This is a genomic window from Pseudomonas cerasi (assembly GCF_900074915.1).
GTDB classification, from domain to species: Bacteria; Pseudomonadota; Gammaproteobacteria; order Pseudomonadales; family Pseudomonadaceae; genus Aquipseudomonas; species Aquipseudomonas cerasi.
In genome coordinates this window covers 3,592,318-3,609,653 of record NZ_LT222319.1, presented here as the reverse complement: position 1 = coordinate 3,609,653, position 17,336 = coordinate 3,592,318, and the positions used below count along the sequence as shown (strand labels likewise).

Sequence of the window (17,336 nt, the reverse complement as noted above, 5' to 3'; positions counted from 1 at the left end):
TGACTTTTTGCCTATGAATGTTTTTCGCTGTCTCGGATTGCTTGTCGTCGTACTTCTGAGTGGTTGTGACGCTCCGGATACCTCTGTGCCCAAACCCAAGACCGAGGCGGTCATCACCGCGCCGGTATCGCCCGAGGTGCATCTGAAGACTGAGGCACCTGCGGAGGCAGCCGCCACCGATGCCAGGCAAATCAAGGCGCCGGACACCATGCATCAGCTGATGCCGGGGGTGCCAGTCGTGCCTGTGGTGGTCGGAAAGGAAAAGTCAGAACCTGCAGCACCCCAAAGCGCCAAATCGGTGGCGTCCGAAAAAGCTTCTTCCAAGGTCGCGGCAGCCAAGGCGCCTGCGAGCAAGCGCAAGAACGCCAAGGATGCCAAGACGGCCAGCGTCAAGGATGTGCGAATCAAATCGCCCAAGCTGGACCTGAGCCTGCCTCCCGAACTGGTCAAGGAACTCGACCCGCCTGCCAAGGTGATTACCAGCAAGCGCAAGCCGATATTGCCGCAGATGTTCAGCGACAAGGGCGACTCTGCGAACCCTGGTCCGTTCGAGCTCGAAGGGCGATTGCTGACCAACGAAATGCAATTGCAGATGCGCAACGACAACCGTCGCGACGTGGAAGGCGCTGCGCTGGACTTCAAATTCAAGCAGTAAGCCCTGCCTGTCGTCCGATACGGCGTTTTCAAACAGACGTTTTGACGGTTAATATCCTTCCTCTTTTTCAATTTTCACAAAAGGGTGTCTGGTCATGGACTGCCGTTCCGGTTGTGGAGCGTGCTGCATAGCGCCTTCCATAACGTCTCCCATACCCGGTATGCCCGACGGAAAGCCTGCAGGCGAGCGTTGTCTGCACCTGTCGGTCGAGTTTTTGTGCGCCTTGTTTGGCAGGGCTGAGCGGCCCGCCGTATGCAGTCAGTTCAAGGCGGCAGAGGATGTCTGCGGTGTCGACCAGGCGGATGCCATTCGCCTGATCGGTTGGTGGGAAAAAGCCACTGCGGTGGCCTGAAAAAGTGTTTTCGAGCACAAATGCTTCTTCGGAACTTCAAAACAAGGAATAAAACAATGGGTCCGCTGTATCGCATGGCTGTTGCTTGTGGTTTGACTGTAATGCTTGCCGGAATGGCGCAGGCTGAAGAGTGGAAAGAGGTCAAGAATCAGGAGGGCATCAAGGTTTCGTTGAGCGACGTGCCCGGGTCTGATTACAAGGCTTATCAGGGCATTGCGCTGATCAATGCCAGCGTGAGCAAGTTGCGCGCGCTTCAGGAGGATGTCACGGGCGCCTGCGCCTGGATTCATGAGTGCAAGTTACAGAAAGTGCTCAAGCACGAAGGCAACAAGACCTGGACCTACAGCCAGTTCAACACTCCCTGGCCAGTGACGCCTCGCGATTCCGTGCTGTTGATCACCACTCAGGAAGGCCCTGACGGGAGTGTTACCCGTAATCTTGAAGAGCAGCCTTCGTACATCCCCGAAGAAAAGGGCTATGTGCGCGTAACCGAGGTCAAGGGCTTCTGGAAAATGGTGCCCAAAGGGCCGAACCAGACTGAAGTGACCTATCAGGTTCACACCGAGCCGGGTGGCAGTGTGCCTTCTATGCTGGCCAACAAGTTCGTTGTCGATGCGCCGTTCAACACCTTGAAAGCCCTCAGGGAGCGTGCTGCGCAAACCCCATGATGTGCATCGGATAGCGAGCACAAAAAAGGGCTGCCAATGGCAGCCCTTTTTTTGCGTGTGGCGCTTACTTGCGGTCTTGCAGGGCGACGATGTGGCGTTGCACGTTGCCGGTGTACAGCTGGCGAGGGCGACCGATCTTGTAGGGGCTGGAGAGCATTTCCTTCCAGTGCGAGATCCAGCCGACAGTCCGCGCCAGGGCGAAGATCACGGTGAACATGCTGGTCGGAATGCCGATGGCCTTGAGGATAATGCCCGAGTAGAAGTCGACGTTCGGGTACAGCGAGCGCTCGATGAAGTACGGGTCGGTCAGGGCGATCTCTTCGAGGCGCATAGCCAGTTCGAGTTGAGGATCGTTGGTGATGCCCAGTTCTTTCAATACTTCGTCGCAGGTCTGCTTCATTACGGTGGCGCGCGGGTCACGGTTCTTGTACACGCGGTGACCGAAGCCCATGAGCTTGAACGGATCGTTCTTGTCCTTGGCCTTGGCAATGAACGTGTCGATGTTCGACACGTCGCCGATTTCATCGAGCATGGTCAGTACCGCTTCGTTGGCTCCGCCGTGGGCAGGGCCCCAGAGCGCTGCGATACCGGCTGCGATACAGGCGAACGGGTTGGCGCCCGAAGAGCCCGCCATACGCACGGTGGAGGTCGAAGCGTTCTGCTCGTGATCGGCGTGGAGGATGAAGATCTTGTCCATCGCCTTGGCCAGCACCGGGCTGATCGGTTTGATCTCGCACGGGGTGTTGAACATCATGTGCAGGAAGTTTTCCGCGTAGCTGAGGTCGTTGCGCGGGTACATCATGGGTTGACCCATGGAGTACTTGTAGACCATCGCTGCCAGGGTCGGCATCTTGGCGACCAGACGGACTGCGGAAATCTCGCGGTGCTGCGGGTTATTGATGTCCAGCGAGTCGTGGTAGAACGCCGACAGGGCGCCGACTACGCCACACATGACGGCCATCGGGTGGGCGTCACGGCGGAAACCGTTGAAGAAGGTCTTGAGTTGTTCGTGAACCATCGTGTGGTTCTTGACCACGGCCACGAACTGGGCTTTCTGCTCGGCGGTGGGCAGTTCACCGTTGAGCAGCAGGTAGCAGGTCTCGAGGTAGTCGGACTGCTCGGCCAGTTGTTCGATCGGGTAGCCGCGGTGTAGCAGAATGCCATTATCACCATCGATGTAGGTGATCTTCGAATCGCAAGAGGCCGTGGACATGAAACCAGGGTCAAATGTGAAGCGGCCGGTGGCGGTCAGGCCGCGTACGTCGATCACGTCCGGACCCACTGTACCGGTCAGAATTGGCAGCTCGACGGGGGCAGCGCCCTCGATGATCAACTGCGCTTTTTTGTCAGCCATGTGGCCTCCTATTTATGCTTCAAATCATCAGACAGGCCCCCCACGCAGGGCCCGCATCACTATAGTGAGATAAATTCTAAAGTCAATTTGCCTAAAGTCGTGTTCCGCAAGGGCTCGACCGTGGATTTTTCAGACGGTTTACTGCCATTTACGCCTTTTGTCGCGGCAACGCAATCCGCTATTGGCGGTACGTCTGCGCGTTGTCATTAGTAACCTAACTGTCTATACTCGGCGTCCGACCGCCAGAGGCTTTTGGCCTGTTTCAAGGGGGTCGTCACTTCCTGGGTGGTGGGTACCTGACCAGTGCACTTCCCAACAACTTGCCCTGATTGTTAGGGGCTCTTCAGTGTGAAAAAAAGCCGTGAATAGCCAACGACCTGTAAATCTAGACCTAAGGACCATCAAGCTCCCAGTCACCGCTTACACGTCCATCCTTCACCGCATCTCCGGTGTCATCCTCTTTGTCGGTATTGCAATCATGCTGTATGCAATGGACAAGTCGCTGGCCTCCGAAGAGGGATTTGGTGAAGTCAAGGCGTATATGACCAGTCCGCTGGCCAAGCTGATCATCTGGGGACTTCTGTCTGCCCTGCTGTACCACCTGGTGGCCGGTATTCGTCACCTCATCATGGACTCGGGGGTAGGCGAGACGCTTGAAGGCGGAAAGCTGGGCTCCAAAATCGTTATCGCGGTTTCCGTGATTCTGATTCTTCTGGCGGGAGTATGGATATGGTAACCAACGTCACCAACCTGTCGCGTTCGGGCCTCTATGACTGGATGGCTCAGCGTGTCTCCGCAGTCGTGCTCGCGGCTTATTTCATTTTCCTGATCGGTTACATGGTCTTTCACCCGGGTCTGAGCTACGCCCAATGGCATGGTCTGTTCGCTCACAACGGAATGCGTATCTTCAGTCTCCTGGCCCTCGTTGCCCTTGGCGCTCACGCCTGGGTCGGCATGTGGACCATCGCGACCGACTACCTGACGCCGATGGCGCTGGGCAAGTCCGCAACTGCAGTACGTTTCCTGTTCCAGGCGGTATGCGGCGTTCTGATGTTCGCCTACTTCGTCTGGGGCGTGCAGATTCTTTGGGGTATCTGATCCATGGCTAACATTAATGCGCTTTCTTTCGACGCCATCATCATTGGTGGTGGCGGTGCCGGCATGCGCGCTGCGCTGCAGCTCGCCCAGGGCGGTCACAAGACTGCCGTGGTCACCAAGGTCTTCCCGACCCGCTCGCACACCGTATCCGCGCAGGGTGGCATCACCTGTGCAATCGCCTCCGCCGATCCGAACGATGACTGGCGCTGGCACATGTACGATACCGTCAAGGGCTCCGACTACATCGGTGACCAGGACGCTATCGAATACATGTGTTCCGTAGGTCCGGAAGCGGTCTTCGAGCTCGAGCACATGGGCCTGCCGTTCTCCCGTACCGAGCAGGGCCGTATCTACCAGCGTCCGTTCGGTGGCCAGTCCAAGGACTTCGGCAAGGGCGGGCAGGCTGCCCGTACCTGCGCTGCCGCCGACCGTACCGGTCACGCACTGCTGCACACCCTGTATCAGGCCAACCTGAAGGCAGGCACTGTATTCCTCAACGAATACTATGCAGTGGATCTGGTAAAGAACAACGACGGCGCCTTTGTCGGCATCATCGCAATCTGCATCGAGACAGGCGAAACCTCGTACATCCGCGCCAATGCAACCGTGCTGGCGACTGGCGGTGCAGGCCGTATCTACTCGTCGACCACCAATGCCCTGATCAATACCGGTGACGGTATCGGCATGGCGCTGCGTGCCGGTGTACCTGTTCAGGACATCGAAATGTGGCAGTTCCACCCGACCGGTATTGCCGGTGCAGGTGTACTGGTCACCGAAGGTTGCCGCGGTGAAGGCGGTTACCTGATCAACAAGCACGGTGAGCGTTTCATGGAGCGTTATGCTCCGAACGCCAAGGACCTTGCCGGTCGTGACGTTGTGGCACGTTCCATGGTCAAGGAAATCATTGCCGGTAACGGCTGTGGTCCCGATGGCGATCACGTGATGCTCAAGCTCGATCACCTTGGCGAAGAAGTGCTGCACAGCCGTCTGCCAGGGATCATGGAGCTGTCCAAGACCTTTGCTCACGTCGATCCTGCGACCGCTCCGATCCCTGTCGTACCAACCTGCCACTACATGATGGGCGGCGTTGCCACCAACATTCATGGTCAGGCGATCACTCAGGATGCGGCGGGCGTCGATCAGATCATTCCAGGTCTGTTCGCGGTAGGTGAAGTGGCTTGCGTATCGGTTCACGGCGCAAACCGTCTGGGCGGCAACTCGCTGCTCGATCTGGTGGTGTTCGGCCGCGCTGCGGGTATCCACCTCGAGCAGGCGCTGCGTGAAGGCGTCGATTATGCGCGCGCTTCCGAGTCCGACATCGATGCTGCCCTCGCGCGCCTTGCCGGCCTGAACGAACGCACCACCGGTGAAGACGTCGCGTCCCTGCGTAAAGAACTGCAGAGCTGCATGCAGAACTACTTCGGTGTATTCCGTACTGGCGAATACATGCAGAAGGGTATTGCCCAGCTGGCTGATCTGCGCGTGCGTATCGCCAACGTCAAGATCAACGACAAGAGCCAGGCGTTCAACACCGCCCGTATCGAAGCGCTTGAACTGCAAAACCTGCTGGAAGTTGCCGAAGCCACGGCGATTGCTGCAGAGCATCGTAAAGAGTCCCGCGGCGCTCACGCTCGCGAAGACTTCGAAGATCGCGACGACGAGAACTGGTTGTGCCACACCCTGTATTTCCCGGGTGACAAGCGCGTGACCAAGCGTGCCGTGAACTTCTCGCCGAAGACTGTTCCGACTTTTGAACCCAAGATTCGGACTTATTAAGGGGTGGCCGATATGTTGCAAGTCAGTGTTTATCGTTACAACCCTGAGCAGGACGCCGCGCCGTTCATGCAGGAGTTTCAGGTCGATACCGGTGGCAAGGACCTGATGGTGCTGGACGTGCTCGCCCTGGTCAAAGAACAGGATCAAGGGTTCTCTTATCGTCGCTCATGCCGTGAAGGCGTGTGCGGTTCCGACGGCATGAATATCAACGGCAAGAACGGCCTGGCCTGCATCACGCCGCTGTCGGCTGTCGTTGCCAAGAACAAGCTGATCGTACGTCCGCTGCCTGGTTTGCCGGTTATTCGTGACCTGGTCGTCGATATGAGCATCTTCTACAAGCAGTACGAGAAGGTGAAGCCGTTCCTGCAGAACGACACGCCGGCTCCGGCCATCGAACGTCTGCAAACACCGGAAGAGCGCGAAAAGCTCGATGGTCTGTACGAGTGCATCCTGTGCGCTTGCTGCTCGACTTCCTGCCCGTCCTTCTGGTGGAACCCCGACAAGTTCCTGGGTCCTGCTGCACTGCTGCAAGCCTACCGTTTCCTGGCTGACAGCCGTGATACCCGCACCAGTGAGCGTCTGGCTTCGCTTGATGATCCGTTCAGCGTATTCCGCTGCCGCGGCATCATGAACTGCGTCAACGTCTGTCCGAAGGGCCTTAACCCAACCAAGGCTATCGGTCACGTACGCAACATGCTGTTGCAGAACGGCGTCTGATTCATCGCTTTATCTGTTACACCGTTGCACTGAAGTGGCTACGGCGCAGGCTTCAACCGGCGCCGTAGTTTTAACCTGAGCAGTAGCTCGCAAAGCTGCGGCTCTTATTTTGAAGAAATGAGACCAGCAGGGGCATCCGGGCTGGTACCCGGACTATCTGCGTGATCCCTGGTGACTTGATACAGTCGCTGCACACGACTATTTCAGGATTGCTCTGGTGTCTTCGCCGGTGGTGTCCCCTTACCGAGGGTGACCAAGCATGCAAGAAAGCGTGATGCAGCGCATGTGGAACAGTGCCCACCTATCCGGTGGTAACGCTGCCTATGTGGAAGAGCTCTATGAGCTTTACCTGCACGACCCTAACGCTGTGCCAGAAGAATGGCGCACCTACTTTCAGAAGTTGCCAGCAGACGGCAGCTCTGCCACTGATGTATCGCACTCGACCATTCGCGATCATTTCGTGTTGCTGGCCAAAAACCAGCGCCGCGCTCAACCGGTGTCCGCCGGCAGTGTGAGCAGCGAACACGAGAAGAAGCAGGTTGAAGTGCTGCGACTGATCCAGGCATATCGGATGCGTGGCCACCAGGCTGCCCAACTCGATCCGCTGGGCCTGTGGCAGCGCCCTGCGCCTGCGGATCTGTCCATCAATCATTACGGCTTGACCAATGCCGATCTTGATACGACCTTCCGTGCCGGCGACCTGTTCATCGGCAAAGAGGAAGCGAGCCTACGCGAAATTCATAAAGCGTTGCAGCAGACATATTGTCGCACCATCGGCTCCGAGTTCACTCACATCGTGGATTCCGAGCAGCGCAACTGGTTCATGCAGCGTCTCGAGAGTGTTCGTGGCCGTCCGGTGTTCTCGGCTGACATTCAGAGCCACCTGCTCGAGCGTGTTACCGCAGCTGAAGGCCTCGAGAAATACCTGGGTACCAAATACCCGGGCACCAAGCGTTTCGGTCTGGAAGGCGGCGAAAGCCTGATTCCAATGCTGGACGAGCTGATTCAGCGTTCCGGGTCCTATGGCACCAAGGAAGTCGTGATCGGCATGGCCCACCGTGGTCGCCTCAACGTACTGGTGAACACCTTCGGCAAGAATCCTCGCGACCTGTTCGACGAGTTCGAAGGCAAGAAGAAAGTGGAGCTGGGTTCCGGTGACGTCAAATACCACCAGGGCTTCTCTTCCAACGTCATGACCGCAGGCGGTGAGGTTCACCTCGCCATGGCCTTCAACCCGTCTCACCTGGAGATCGTGTCTCCGGTGGTCGAGGGGTCGGTGCGTGCGCGTCAGGATCGTCGCAACGATCCAAACGGCGACAAGGTTCTGCCGATTTCCCTCCACGGCGACGCGGCCTTTGCTGGCCAGGGCGTGGTCATGGAAACCTTCCAGATGTCGCAGACTCGCGGCTTCAAGACGGGCGGTACGATCCACATCGTCATCAACAATCAGGTGGGCTTCACCATCAGCAACCCGCTGGACTCGCGTTCTACCGAGTACGCCACCGACGTTGCCAAGATGATCCAGGCACCGATCCTCCATGTGAATGGTGATGATCCGGAAGCCGTGATGTTCGTGACCCAGCTGGCCATCGATTACCGCATGCAGTTCAAGCGCGACATCGTGATCGATCTGGTTTGCTACCGTCGCCGTGGTCACAACGAAGCTGACGAGCCGAGCGGCACCCAGCCTTTGATGTATCAGCAGATCACCAAGCAGCGCACAACGCGCGAGCTGTATGCCGAGCATCTGATCAAGACCGGCGTTCTCGACGATGCCCGCGTTCAGGCCAAGGTCGACGACTACCGCAGCGCGCTGGACAACGGTCTGCACGTGGTGAAAAGTCTGGTCAAGGAGCCGAACAAGGAATTGTTCGTCGACTGGCGTCCATACCTGGGCCATGCCTGGACTGCGCGTCACGACACCCGCTTCGATCTCAAGACCCTGCAGGAACTGTCCGCCAAGCTCATGGAGCTGCCGGAAGGCTTCGTCGTGCAGCGTCAGGTTCAGAAAATCTACGAAGACCGCCAGAAGATGCAGGCCGGTGGCTTGCCGATCAACTGGGGTTACGCCGAAACCATGGCGTACGCCACACTGGCATTCGAAGGGCACCCGATCCGCATGACGGGGCAGGACATCGGTCGCGGTACGTTCTCGCACCGTCACGCCGTGCTGCACAACCAGAAAGACGCCGGGACCTATATCCCGCTGCAGAATCTGTACTCCGGTCAGCCACGTTTCGACCTGTACGACTCCTTCCTTTCGGAAGAGGCCGTACTGGCATTCGAATACGGTTATTCGACTACCCAGCCTGATGCGCTGGTTATCTGGGAAGCCCAGTTCGGCGACTTCGCCAACGGCGCTCAGGTGGTTGTCGACCAGTTCATCACCAGCGGCGAGCACAAGTGGGGCCGTCTGTGCGGTCTGACCATGCTGTTGCCTCATGGCTATGAAGGGCAGGGGCCAGAGCACTCGTCGGCCCGTCTGGAGCGTTACCTGCAATTGTGCGCCGAGCACAACATTCAGGTGTGCGTACCGACGACTCCGGCGCAGATCTATCACTTGTTGCGTCGTCAGGTCATCCGTCCGCTGCGCAAGCCGCTGATCGTGCTGACACCGAAGTCGCTGTTGCGTCACAAGCTGGCTGTTTCGACTCTGGAAGACTTGGCCGAAGGCTCGTTCCAGACCGTCATTCCGGAAATCGATACTCTCGATCCGGCCAAGGTCACGCGTCTGGTGCTGTGCAGCGGCAAGGTTTACTACGATCTCCTGGAAAAACGCCGTGCCGAAGGGCGTGAAGACATCGCCATCGTTCGCCTCGAGCAGCTGTATCCGTTCCCTGAAGATGATTTGATGGAAACCATCGCGCCTTATACCAACCTGCAGCATGTGGTCTGGTGTCAGGAAGAGCCGATGAACCAGGGTGCCTGGTACAGCAGCCAACACCATCTGCGTCGCAGCATGGGCAACCACAAACGTGAACTCGTTCTCGAGTACGCCGGTCGTGATGCTTCTGCCGCTCCAGCATGTGGTTACGCTTCGATGCACGCCGAGCAGCAGGAAAAACTGCTGCAAGATGCCTTCACTGTTTAACGCCTTCGAGCATTAGAAACCGAATTAAGGAATTACAGATAATGGCTATCGAGATCAAAGCCCCCTCTTTCCCGGAATCCGTTGCCGACGGCACCATTTCCACCTGGCACAAGCAGCCGGGCGATGCGGTAAAACGTGACGAGCTGCTGGTCGACATCGAGACCGATAAGGTCGTTCTCGAAGTACTGGCCGAAGCCGACGGCGTGCTGGTATCGATCGTGAAAGGCGAGGGCAGCACTGTCCTGTCCAACGAAGTGATTGCAACGCTGGACGCTGGTGCTACTGCTACTGCTACTGCTTCTGCTGCGCCAGCTGCCGCTGCGGCCGCGCCTGCCTCGGCTCCTGCTGCGGCTCCCGCTGCACCTGCCGGCGCTGGCGAAGAAGACCCGATTGCTGCGCCTGCTGCGCGTCAATTGGCTGAAGAAAACGGCATCAACCTGGCCAGCGTCAAGGGCACCGGTAAAGACGGCCGTATCACCAAGGAAGACGTGGTTGCTGCAGTTGAAGCGAAGAAATCCGCTCCGGCCGCTGCGCCTGCCGCCAAGCCTGCTGCCGCCGCGGCTCCTGTGGTCGCTGCTGGCGATCGCACCGAGAAGCGTGTGCCGATGACCCGCGTGCGTGCAACCGTTGCCAAGCGTCTGGTCGAAGCCCAGTCGAACATGGCGATGCTGACCACTTTCAACGAAGTCGACATGACTGAAGTCATGGCACTGCGTTCGAAGTACAAGGACCTGTTCGAGAAGTCGCACAATGGCGTACGCCTGGGCTTCATGTCGTTCTTCGTCAAGGCTGCCACTGAAGCGCTGAAGCGCTTCCCGGCCGTCAACGCGTCGATCGACGGTTCCGATATCGTTTACCACGGCTATGCTGACGTCGGTGTCGCGGTTTCCAGCGATCGCGGTCTGGTCGTACCGGTTCTGCGTAACGCAGAGCACATGAGCCTGGCTGAAATCGAAGGCGGCATCGCCACCTTCGGCAAGAAAGCCCGTGACGGTAAACTGTCCATCGACGAGATGACCGGCGGTACGTTCACTATCACCAATGGTGGTACTTTCGGTTCGATGATGTCGACGCCGATCGTCAACCCGCCACAGGCTGCAATTCTGGGCATGCACAACATTCTGCAGCGTCCGATGGCGGTCAATGGTCAGGTTGTGATTCGCCCGATGATGTATCTGGCGTTGTCGTATGATCACCGTTTGATCGACGGCAAGGAAGCGGTAACCTTCCTCGTGACCATCAAGAACCTGCTGGAAGATCCGGCTCGTCTGCTGCTGGATATTTGATGACGCAGCCCCGGGCTGCACACGACAGGCTGCGCAAGAGCGCAGTCTGTCGCACAGCCCGGGTCTTGCAGATTACATCTAATGAACAGGTTGCAACGCTCGTCTGTAAAGCATCACAGACCTGCCTGCAGCTTGCAGGTTAAAGCTCGCAGCTATAGAGGAATTCTTTTTTATGTCCCAGAAATTCGACGTGGTAGTGATTGGCGCAGGCCCTGGCGGTTATGTTGCCGCCATCAAGGCTGCGCAACTTGGTCTCAAGACTGCCTGCATCGAGAAGTATCAGGACAAGGAGGGCAAACTGGCCCTCGGCGGTACCTGCCTGAACGTGGGTTGCATTCCTTCCAAGGCACTGCTCGACAGCTCCTGGAAATTCTATGAAGCCAAGAACGGCTTCAGCGTGCATGGCATCTCGACCTCTGAACTGAACATCGACGTTCCAGCGATGATCGGCCGCAAGTCGACCATCGTCAAAGGCCTGACCGGCGGCGTTGCCAGCCTGTTCAAAGCCAACGGCGTGACCACGTTGCAGGGCCACGGCAAACTGCTGGCCGGCAAGAAGGTTGAACTGACCGCAGCCGATGGCACTGTCGAAATCATTGAAGCGGATCATGTGATCCTGGCTTCGGGTTCTCGTCCTATCGACATTCCGCCAGCGCCTGTTGACCAGAAAGTCATCGTCGATTCGACTGGTGCTCTTGAATTCCAACAGGTTCCACAGCGTCTGGGCGTGATCGGCGCTGGCGTGATCGGTCTGGAACTGGGTTCTGTCTGGGCTCGCCTGGGTGCCCAGGTTACCGTTCTGGAAGCGCTGGAGAAGTTCATCCCGGCAGCCGACGAAGCGGTTTCCAAGGAAGCGCTGAAAACCTTCAACAAGCAGGGCCTGGACATCAAGCTGGGCGCTCGCGTGACCGGTTCCAAGGTCGAAGGCGAGCAGGTTGTGGTCAGCTACACCGACGCTGCCGGCGAACAGTCGATCACCTTCGACCGTCTGATCGTTGCCGTGGGCCGTCGTCCGGTTACCACTGACCTGCTGGCTTCGGACAGCGGCGTCGATCTCGACGAGCGCGGTTTCATCTACGTTGATGACTACTGCACCACCAGCGTTCCGGGCGTATACGCCATTGGTGACGTGGTTCGCGGCCTGATGCTGGCGCACAAGGCCTCGGAAGAGGGCATCATGGTTGTCGAGCGCATCAAGGGCCACAAGGCCCAGATGAACTACAACCTGATCCCGTCGGTTATCTATACCCACCCGGAAATCGCCTGGGTCGGCAAGACCGAGCAGACGCTCAAGGCCGAAGGCGTTGAAGTCAACGTCGGTACGTTCCCGTTCGCAGCCAGCGGCCGTGCCATGGCAGCCAATGACACCGGCGGTTTCGTCAAGATCATTGCCGACGCCAAGACCGATCGCGTACTGGGTGTTCACGTTATTGGCCCGAGCGCTGCAGAACTGGTACAGCAGGGCGCAATCGCGATGGAATTCGGCAGCAGCGCAGAGGACATCGGCATGATGGTCTTCTCGCACCCGACCCTGTCCGAAGCGCTGCATGAAGCTGCACTGGCTGTGAATGGCGGCGCCATCCATATCCAGAATCGCAAGAAACGCTAAGACAACAAGAGAAACCACGGCGCAGTGCCCGTCGTTGGCCTTGCAAGCAGGGCTTACCGCGGAATCTGCGCCGGACTCGACCTCTCAGGCGGCTTCATGAGTGTCCCACGGCACTTGCGGAGTCCACCCGGAGTAGCGGTCACAGGTGGTGCGGCACGCCGACGTGCAGCACCGAATGCGCAGTACCTAAACGAAGACGGTAATAAGCATGAATCTTCACGAGTATCAGGGTAAGCAGCTGTTCGCTGAGTACGGCCTGCCAGTATCCAAGGGTTACGCGGTAGACACCCCGGAAGCAGCAGCAGAAGCCTGCGACAAGATCGGCGGGACCGAGTGGGTCGTCAAAGCCCAGGTTCACGCAGGTGGTCGCGGTAAAGCGGGCGGCGTAAAGCTGGTTCGCAGCAAGGAAGACGCTGCAGCGTTCGCTCAACAGTGGTTGGGCAAGCGCCTGGTGACTTACCAGACTGACGCCAACGGTCAGCCAGTGACCAAGATCCTGGTCGAGTCCTGCACCGACATCGCCAAAGAGCTGTATCTGGGCGCTGTGGTCGATCGTTCCAGCCGTCGTATCGTGTTCATGGCTTCCACCGAAGGTGGCGTGGACATCGAGAAGATCGCGCACGACACTCCTGAAAAGATTCTCAAGGCCACCATCGATCCACTGGTTGGCGCTCAGCCGTTCCAGGGTCGCGATCTGGCATTCCAGCTGGGTCTGGAAGGCAAGCAGGTCACTCAGTTCGCCAAGATCTTCACCGGTCTGGCCAAGCTGTTCCAGGACCATGACCTGGCACTGCTGGAAGTGAACCCGCTGGTGATCAAGGCTGACGGCGATCTGCACTGCCTGGACGCCAAGATCAACATCGACGCCAACGCCATGTACCGTCAGCCAAAGCTGAAGGGCTTCCACGATCCTTCGCAGGACGATCCTCGCGAAGCTCACGCCGCCAAGTTCGAACTGAACTACGTTGCGCTGGAAGGCAACATCGGCTGCATGGTCAACGGTGCCGGTCTGGCCATGGGTACCATGGACATCGTCAATCTGCATGGCGGCAAGCCTGCAAACTTCCTTGACGTTGGCGGCGGTGCCACCAAGGAACGCGTTACTGAAGCGTTCAAGATCATTCTGTCCGACGCCAACGTCGCTGCAGTTCTGGTCAACATCTTCGGCGGTATCGTTCGTTGCGACATGATTGCCGAAGGCATCATCGGCGCAGTGAAAGAAGTCGGCGTTAAAATCCCGGTTGTTGTTCGCCTTGAAGGCAACAACGCTGAGCTGGGCGCTAAAGTACTGGCAGAAAGCGGTTTGAACATCATCGCGGCTACCAGCCTGACCGACGCTGCTCAACAAGTTGTCAAAGCCGCGGAGGGCAAGTAATGAGCGTCCTGATCAATAAAGACACCAAGGTTATCTGCCAGGGTTTCACTGGTTCGCAAGGTACCTTCCACTCCGAGCAAGCCATTGCCTACGGCACCAAGATGGTTGGCGGCGTGACACCAGGCAAGGGCGGCACCACGCACCTGAACCTGCCAGTGTTCAACACTGTGAAAGAAGCGGTAGACACCACTGGCGCAACCGCCAGCGTCATCTACGTTCCGGCTCCTTTCTGCAAGGATTCCATCCTTGAAGCAGCGTTCGGCGGCATCAAGCTGATCGTGTGCATCACCGAAGGCATCCCGACCATCGACATGCTGGAAGCCAAGGTCAAGTGCGACGAGCTGGGTGTGGTCCTGATCGGCCCTAACTGCCCAGGCGTCATCACTCCGGGCGAGTGCAAGATCGGTATCATGCCAGGTCATATTCACTTGCCAGGCAAGGTAGGCATCGTGTCGCGTTCCGGCACCCTGACTTACGAAGCTGTGAAGCAGACCACTGACGCCGGTTTCGGCCAGTCCACCTGCGTCGGTATCGGCGGTGACCCGATCCCGGGTTCGAACTTCATCGACATCCTGAAGCTGTTCCAGGAAGACCCGAAGACCGAAGCGATCGTCATGATCGGCGAGATCGGCGGTTCGGCTGAAGAAGAAGCCGCTGCCTACATCAAGGCGCACGTGACCAAGCCGGTTGTTTCCTACATCGCTGGTGTGACTGCTCCTCCGGGCAAGCGCATGGGCCATGCCGGTGCAATCATCTCGGGTGGTAAAGGTACTGCAGACGAGAAGTTCGCTGCACTGCAGGACGCTGGCGTGAAAACCGTGCGCTCCCTGGCAGACATCGGCAAGGCCCTGGCCGAGCTGACCGGTTGGCCGACCAAGTAAGCCTCGCTTGCTTTTCGGGTAATCGACAAAAGCCACCTTCGGGTGGCTTTTGTTTGGGCCGCTGAAAAACGCAGCGGTGCGTCCTTGTGCTGCTTGCGTCTATCGATTGTTATTCATCTGTATGCGTCCGGCCAAGTCATCTACCCAACCCTGCAAAGCCCAGACATGGTGTGCACTTAAATTCAAGTTGGCACCAGTTCTAGCCTTTTAAGCGGGTATTTCATGCAGCCAACACGACGTTCCTATTCCAAATCCTTCAAGGCCCAGGTCATTCAAGACTGCGCCCAGCCCGGCGCTTCGATTGCCAGCATCGCGCTCAGCAACCGCCTTAACGCAAACCTCGTCCACAAATGGATTCGGTTGCAGGCGCAGAAAAGCACGGCGCAGACACCTGTATTCATCCCATTGCCTATGCAAACAACAACGCACCTATCTTCATCGAATATCAGCGTTGAGATTCTGCACCCACGCGGCACCGTCAAAGTAAATTGGCCAACCGATAGTGCTGCTGCCTGCGCCGCTTTCCTTTGAGACCTGGTGCGATGATCTGCATCGACGCCATCTGGCTAGCCACTGAGCCCATGGATATGCGCGCCGGCACTGAAACAGCGTTGGCCAGGGTGATCGTGGTGTTCGGTGCGGCGAAGCCGCACTGCGCCTATCTGTTTGCCAATCGCCGCGCGACTCGGATGAAAGTGCTGGTGCACGATGGGATTGGCGTCCGGCTGGCTGCACGGCGCTTGAACCAAGGTAAATTTCATTGGCCAGGCGTTCGTCAAGGTAGTGAAGTGTAGTTGGATACCGAGCAACTTCAGGCCTTGGTGCTTGGTCTACCTTGGCAACGTGTTGGAGCTGGCGGTGCAATCACGCTGCTTTGAACGTCTTGGCTTGCTGTCGCAAGGGGCCTGCTTCGGTAAAATCCAAGGCATGACTTCCTCGCCCGATCTCGATCAAATGAATCCCGACCAATTGCGTGCATTCGCTGCGCAGTTGCTGTCGCAAGTCGAGACCATGGGCAAGAGGATCAACCGCGATCAAACGGTGATCGATAAGCTGACCCACGAGATCGCACAACTCAAGCGTTTGAAGTTTGCCAAGCGCAGCGAGCAGATGAATCCTGAGCAGGCTAGCCTGCTTGATGACCTGATCGATACCGATATCGCGGCGATTGAGGCCGAGCTTCAAGCCTTGCAAATAGAACCTGCGGCGACCGAGCAAAAGAAGCAGAAGTCCAAGCGCACGGCATTGCCGGCAGAATTCCCACGCACGTTGATCCATCACGAACCGGACAACACCCACTGCCTATGCGGCTGCGCACTTAAGCGCATAGGTGAAGATATCAGCGAAAGGCTGGACTACACGCCGGGCGTGTTTACCGTCGAGCGCCATGTTCGTGGCAAGTGGGTTTGCGATGACTGCGAAACGCTGATCCAGTCACCCTTACCGGCGCAGGTCATCGACAAGGGCATCCCGACTGCCGGGTTACTTGCCCACGTCATGATCGCGGAGTTCGCTTATCATCTTCCGCTTTACCGTCAAGAATCGATTTTTGGTCGAGCTGGCTTGGCCATCCCACGTGCAACATTGGCTCAATGGGTTGGCACGACTGGCGTGCAGTTACAGCCGCTGGTCGATGCACTGCGCGACGTAGTGCTCGGGCAGCAGATCATCCACGCCGACGAAACACCGGTACGGATGCTCGCTCCAGGCTCGAAAAAAACCCACCGCTCTTATGTTTGGGCCTACGCCACCAGCCAATTTTGCGAAACAGCGGCAGTGGTTTACGACTTCAGCCCCAGCCGTGCCGGTGAGCATGCTCGCGACTTCCTGCGAGGCTGGAAGGGCAATTTGGTCTGCGATGATTTTGGTGGCCACAAGGCCAGTTTCGAACTCGGGGTGATGGAGATCGGCTGCATGGCCCATCCGCGGCGCAATTTCTTCGAACTGCATGCCACGAACAAAAGCACGCTCGCCGAACAAGCTCTTCGCTATATCCAATTGCTTTACGAAATAGAGAGTGAAGTCCGCGACCTGGAGCCAGATTCACGGCAGCGAGTACGGCAAGAAAAAGCCGTACCGGTGATGGAAAGGCTGCATGCCTGGATGATCGGCCAGCGCGATCTCGTGCCTGAAGGTTCGGCCATCAGCAGAGCCCTGGATTACAGCTTTAAACGATGGGCGGCGCTATCGCGCTACCTTGATGACGGGGCCGTACCCATTGACAACAATTGGGCCGAGAACCAAATCCGACCGTGGGCTCTTGGACGCAAGAACTGGCTATTTGCAGGATCGCTACGCAGCGGCAAACGGGCGGCAGCGATCATGAGTTTAATCCAGTCTGCACGCCTCAACAGGCATGATCCGTATGCCTATTTGAAGGATGTACTCACGCGTCTGCCAACTCAGCGCGCAAGTGAGATTGCAGATTTACTGCCACATAACTGGCTTCCGCCACGCAGCCGTTGAAATGGAAA

16 protein-coding genes are annotated in these 17,336 nt (G+C 57.8%); 15 read left to right on the top strand and 1 reads right to left on the bottom strand.

What is annotated here, in order from left to right:
• The first annotated feature begins 13 nt into the window (after positions 1-13).
• The 3 genes from PCPL58_RS18520 to PCPL58_RS18510 all read left to right on the top strand — a co-directional run bounded on the left by PCPL58_RS18520 (position 14) and on the right by PCPL58_RS18510 (position 1,675).
• Positions 14-655, top strand: a complete 642-nt coding sequence (locus tag PCPL58_RS18520) for a translation initiation factor 2 (protein ID WP_083188428.1) — start codon at positions 14-16, stop codon at positions 653-655.
• A 94-nt stretch (positions 656-749) separates the two neighbouring features.
• The gene (locus PCPL58_RS18515; protein ID WP_003366694.1) at positions 750-1,007 is read left to right on the top strand and encodes a YkgJ family cysteine cluster protein; all 258 of its coding nucleotides are present in this window, start codon (positions 750-752) and stop codon (positions 1,005-1,007) included.
• 56 nt (positions 1,008-1,063) lie between these two features.
• Complete coding sequence (locus PCPL58_RS18510) at positions 1,064-1,675, top strand: START domain-containing protein (protein ID WP_065350112.1); 612 nt, start codon at positions 1,064-1,066, stop codon at positions 1,673-1,675.
• A gap of 64 nt (positions 1,676-1,739) precedes the next feature.
• Here PCPL58_RS18510 and gltA read toward each other — a convergent pair whose 3' ends face one another.
• Complete coding sequence (gene gltA / locus PCPL58_RS18505; protein ID WP_065350111.1) at positions 1,740-3,029, bottom strand: citrate synthase; 1,290 nt, start codon at positions 3,027-3,029, stop codon at positions 1,740-1,742.
• A 361-nt stretch (positions 3,030-3,390) separates the two neighbouring features.
• On the opposite strand from gltA, the gene sdhC reads away from it, so the two are divergent.
• From sdhC to tnpC, 12 genes are all read left to right on the top strand, one after another.
• A complete protein-coding gene (sdhC, locus tag PCPL58_RS18500; RefSeq protein ID WP_003423585.1) occupies positions 3,391-3,765 on the top strand; it encodes a succinate dehydrogenase, cytochrome b556 subunit in 375 nt (124 codons plus the stop codon).
• Entirely contained in the window at positions 3,759-4,127 is a 369-nt protein-coding gene (gene sdhD, locus PCPL58_RS18495) for a succinate dehydrogenase, hydrophobic membrane anchor protein (RefSeq protein WP_003316551.1), read from the top strand. Before sdhC ends, sdhD begins: the two co-directional genes overlap by 7 nt.
• A gap of 3 nt (positions 4,128-4,130) precedes the next feature.
• Positions 4,131-5,903 carry a succinate dehydrogenase flavoprotein subunit gene (gene sdhA / locus PCPL58_RS18490; protein WP_003419913.1) on the top strand — a complete coding sequence of 591 codons (1,773 nt, stop codon included), beginning with the start codon at positions 4,131-4,133 and terminating at the stop codon, positions 5,901-5,903.
• Positions 5,904-5,915: 12 nt separating this feature from the next.
• Positions 5,916-6,620: a succinate dehydrogenase iron-sulfur subunit gene (locus PCPL58_RS18485; RefSeq protein ID WP_003343563.1), complete on the top strand. Its 705-nt coding sequence runs from the start codon at positions 5,916-5,918 to the stop codon at positions 6,618-6,620.
• Positions 6,621-6,879: 259 nt separating this feature from the next.
• Positions 6,880-9,711: a 2-oxoglutarate dehydrogenase E1 component gene (locus PCPL58_RS18480; protein WP_065350110.1), complete on the top strand. Its 2,832-nt coding sequence runs from the start codon at positions 6,880-6,882 to the stop codon at positions 9,709-9,711.
• A gap of 41 nt (positions 9,712-9,752) precedes the next feature.
• A complete protein-coding gene (gene odhB / locus PCPL58_RS18475; protein WP_065350109.1) occupies positions 9,753-10,997 on the top strand; it encodes a 2-oxoglutarate dehydrogenase complex dihydrolipoyllysine-residue succinyltransferase in 1,245 nt (414 codons plus the stop codon).
• Between the two features lie 172 nt (positions 10,998-11,169).
• Positions 11,170-12,606 (top strand): dihydrolipoyl dehydrogenase, encoded by a 1,437-nt coding sequence (gene lpdA, locus PCPL58_RS18470; protein ID WP_003409846.1) that lies wholly within the window; start codon positions 11,170-11,172, stop codon positions 12,604-12,606.
• Positions 12,607-12,814: 208 nt separating this feature from the next.
• On the top strand, positions 12,815-13,981 hold the full coding sequence (gene sucC, locus PCPL58_RS18465) for an ADP-forming succinate--CoA ligase subunit beta (RefSeq protein WP_003316561.1): 1,167 nt from the start codon (positions 12,815-12,817) through the stop codon (positions 13,979-13,981).
• Entirely contained in the window at positions 13,981-14,862 is an 882-nt protein-coding gene (gene sucD / locus PCPL58_RS18460) for a succinate--CoA ligase subunit alpha (protein WP_003316562.1), read from the top strand. Before sucC ends, sucD begins: the two co-directional genes overlap by 1 nt.
• A gap of 222 nt (positions 14,863-15,084) precedes the next feature.
• Positions 15,085-15,393 carry an IS66-like element accessory protein TnpA gene (tnpA, locus tag PCPL58_RS29730; protein ID WP_083188427.1) on the top strand — a complete coding sequence of 103 codons (309 nt, stop codon included), beginning with the start codon at positions 15,085-15,087 and terminating at the stop codon, positions 15,391-15,393.
• Between the two features lie 11 nt (positions 15,394-15,404).
• The gene (tnpB, locus tag PCPL58_RS18455) at positions 15,405-15,656 is read left to right on the top strand and encodes an IS66 family insertion sequence element accessory protein TnpB (protein ID WP_083188426.1); all 252 of its coding nucleotides are present in this window, start codon (positions 15,405-15,407) and stop codon (positions 15,654-15,656) included.
• A 133-nt stretch (positions 15,657-15,789) separates the two neighbouring features.
• Complete coding sequence (gene tnpC / locus PCPL58_RS18450; RefSeq protein ID WP_065351080.1) at positions 15,790-17,328, top strand: IS66 family transposase; 1,539 nt, start codon at positions 15,790-15,792, stop codon at positions 17,326-17,328.
• The last annotated feature ends 8 nt before the right edge of the window (positions 17,329-17,336 follow it).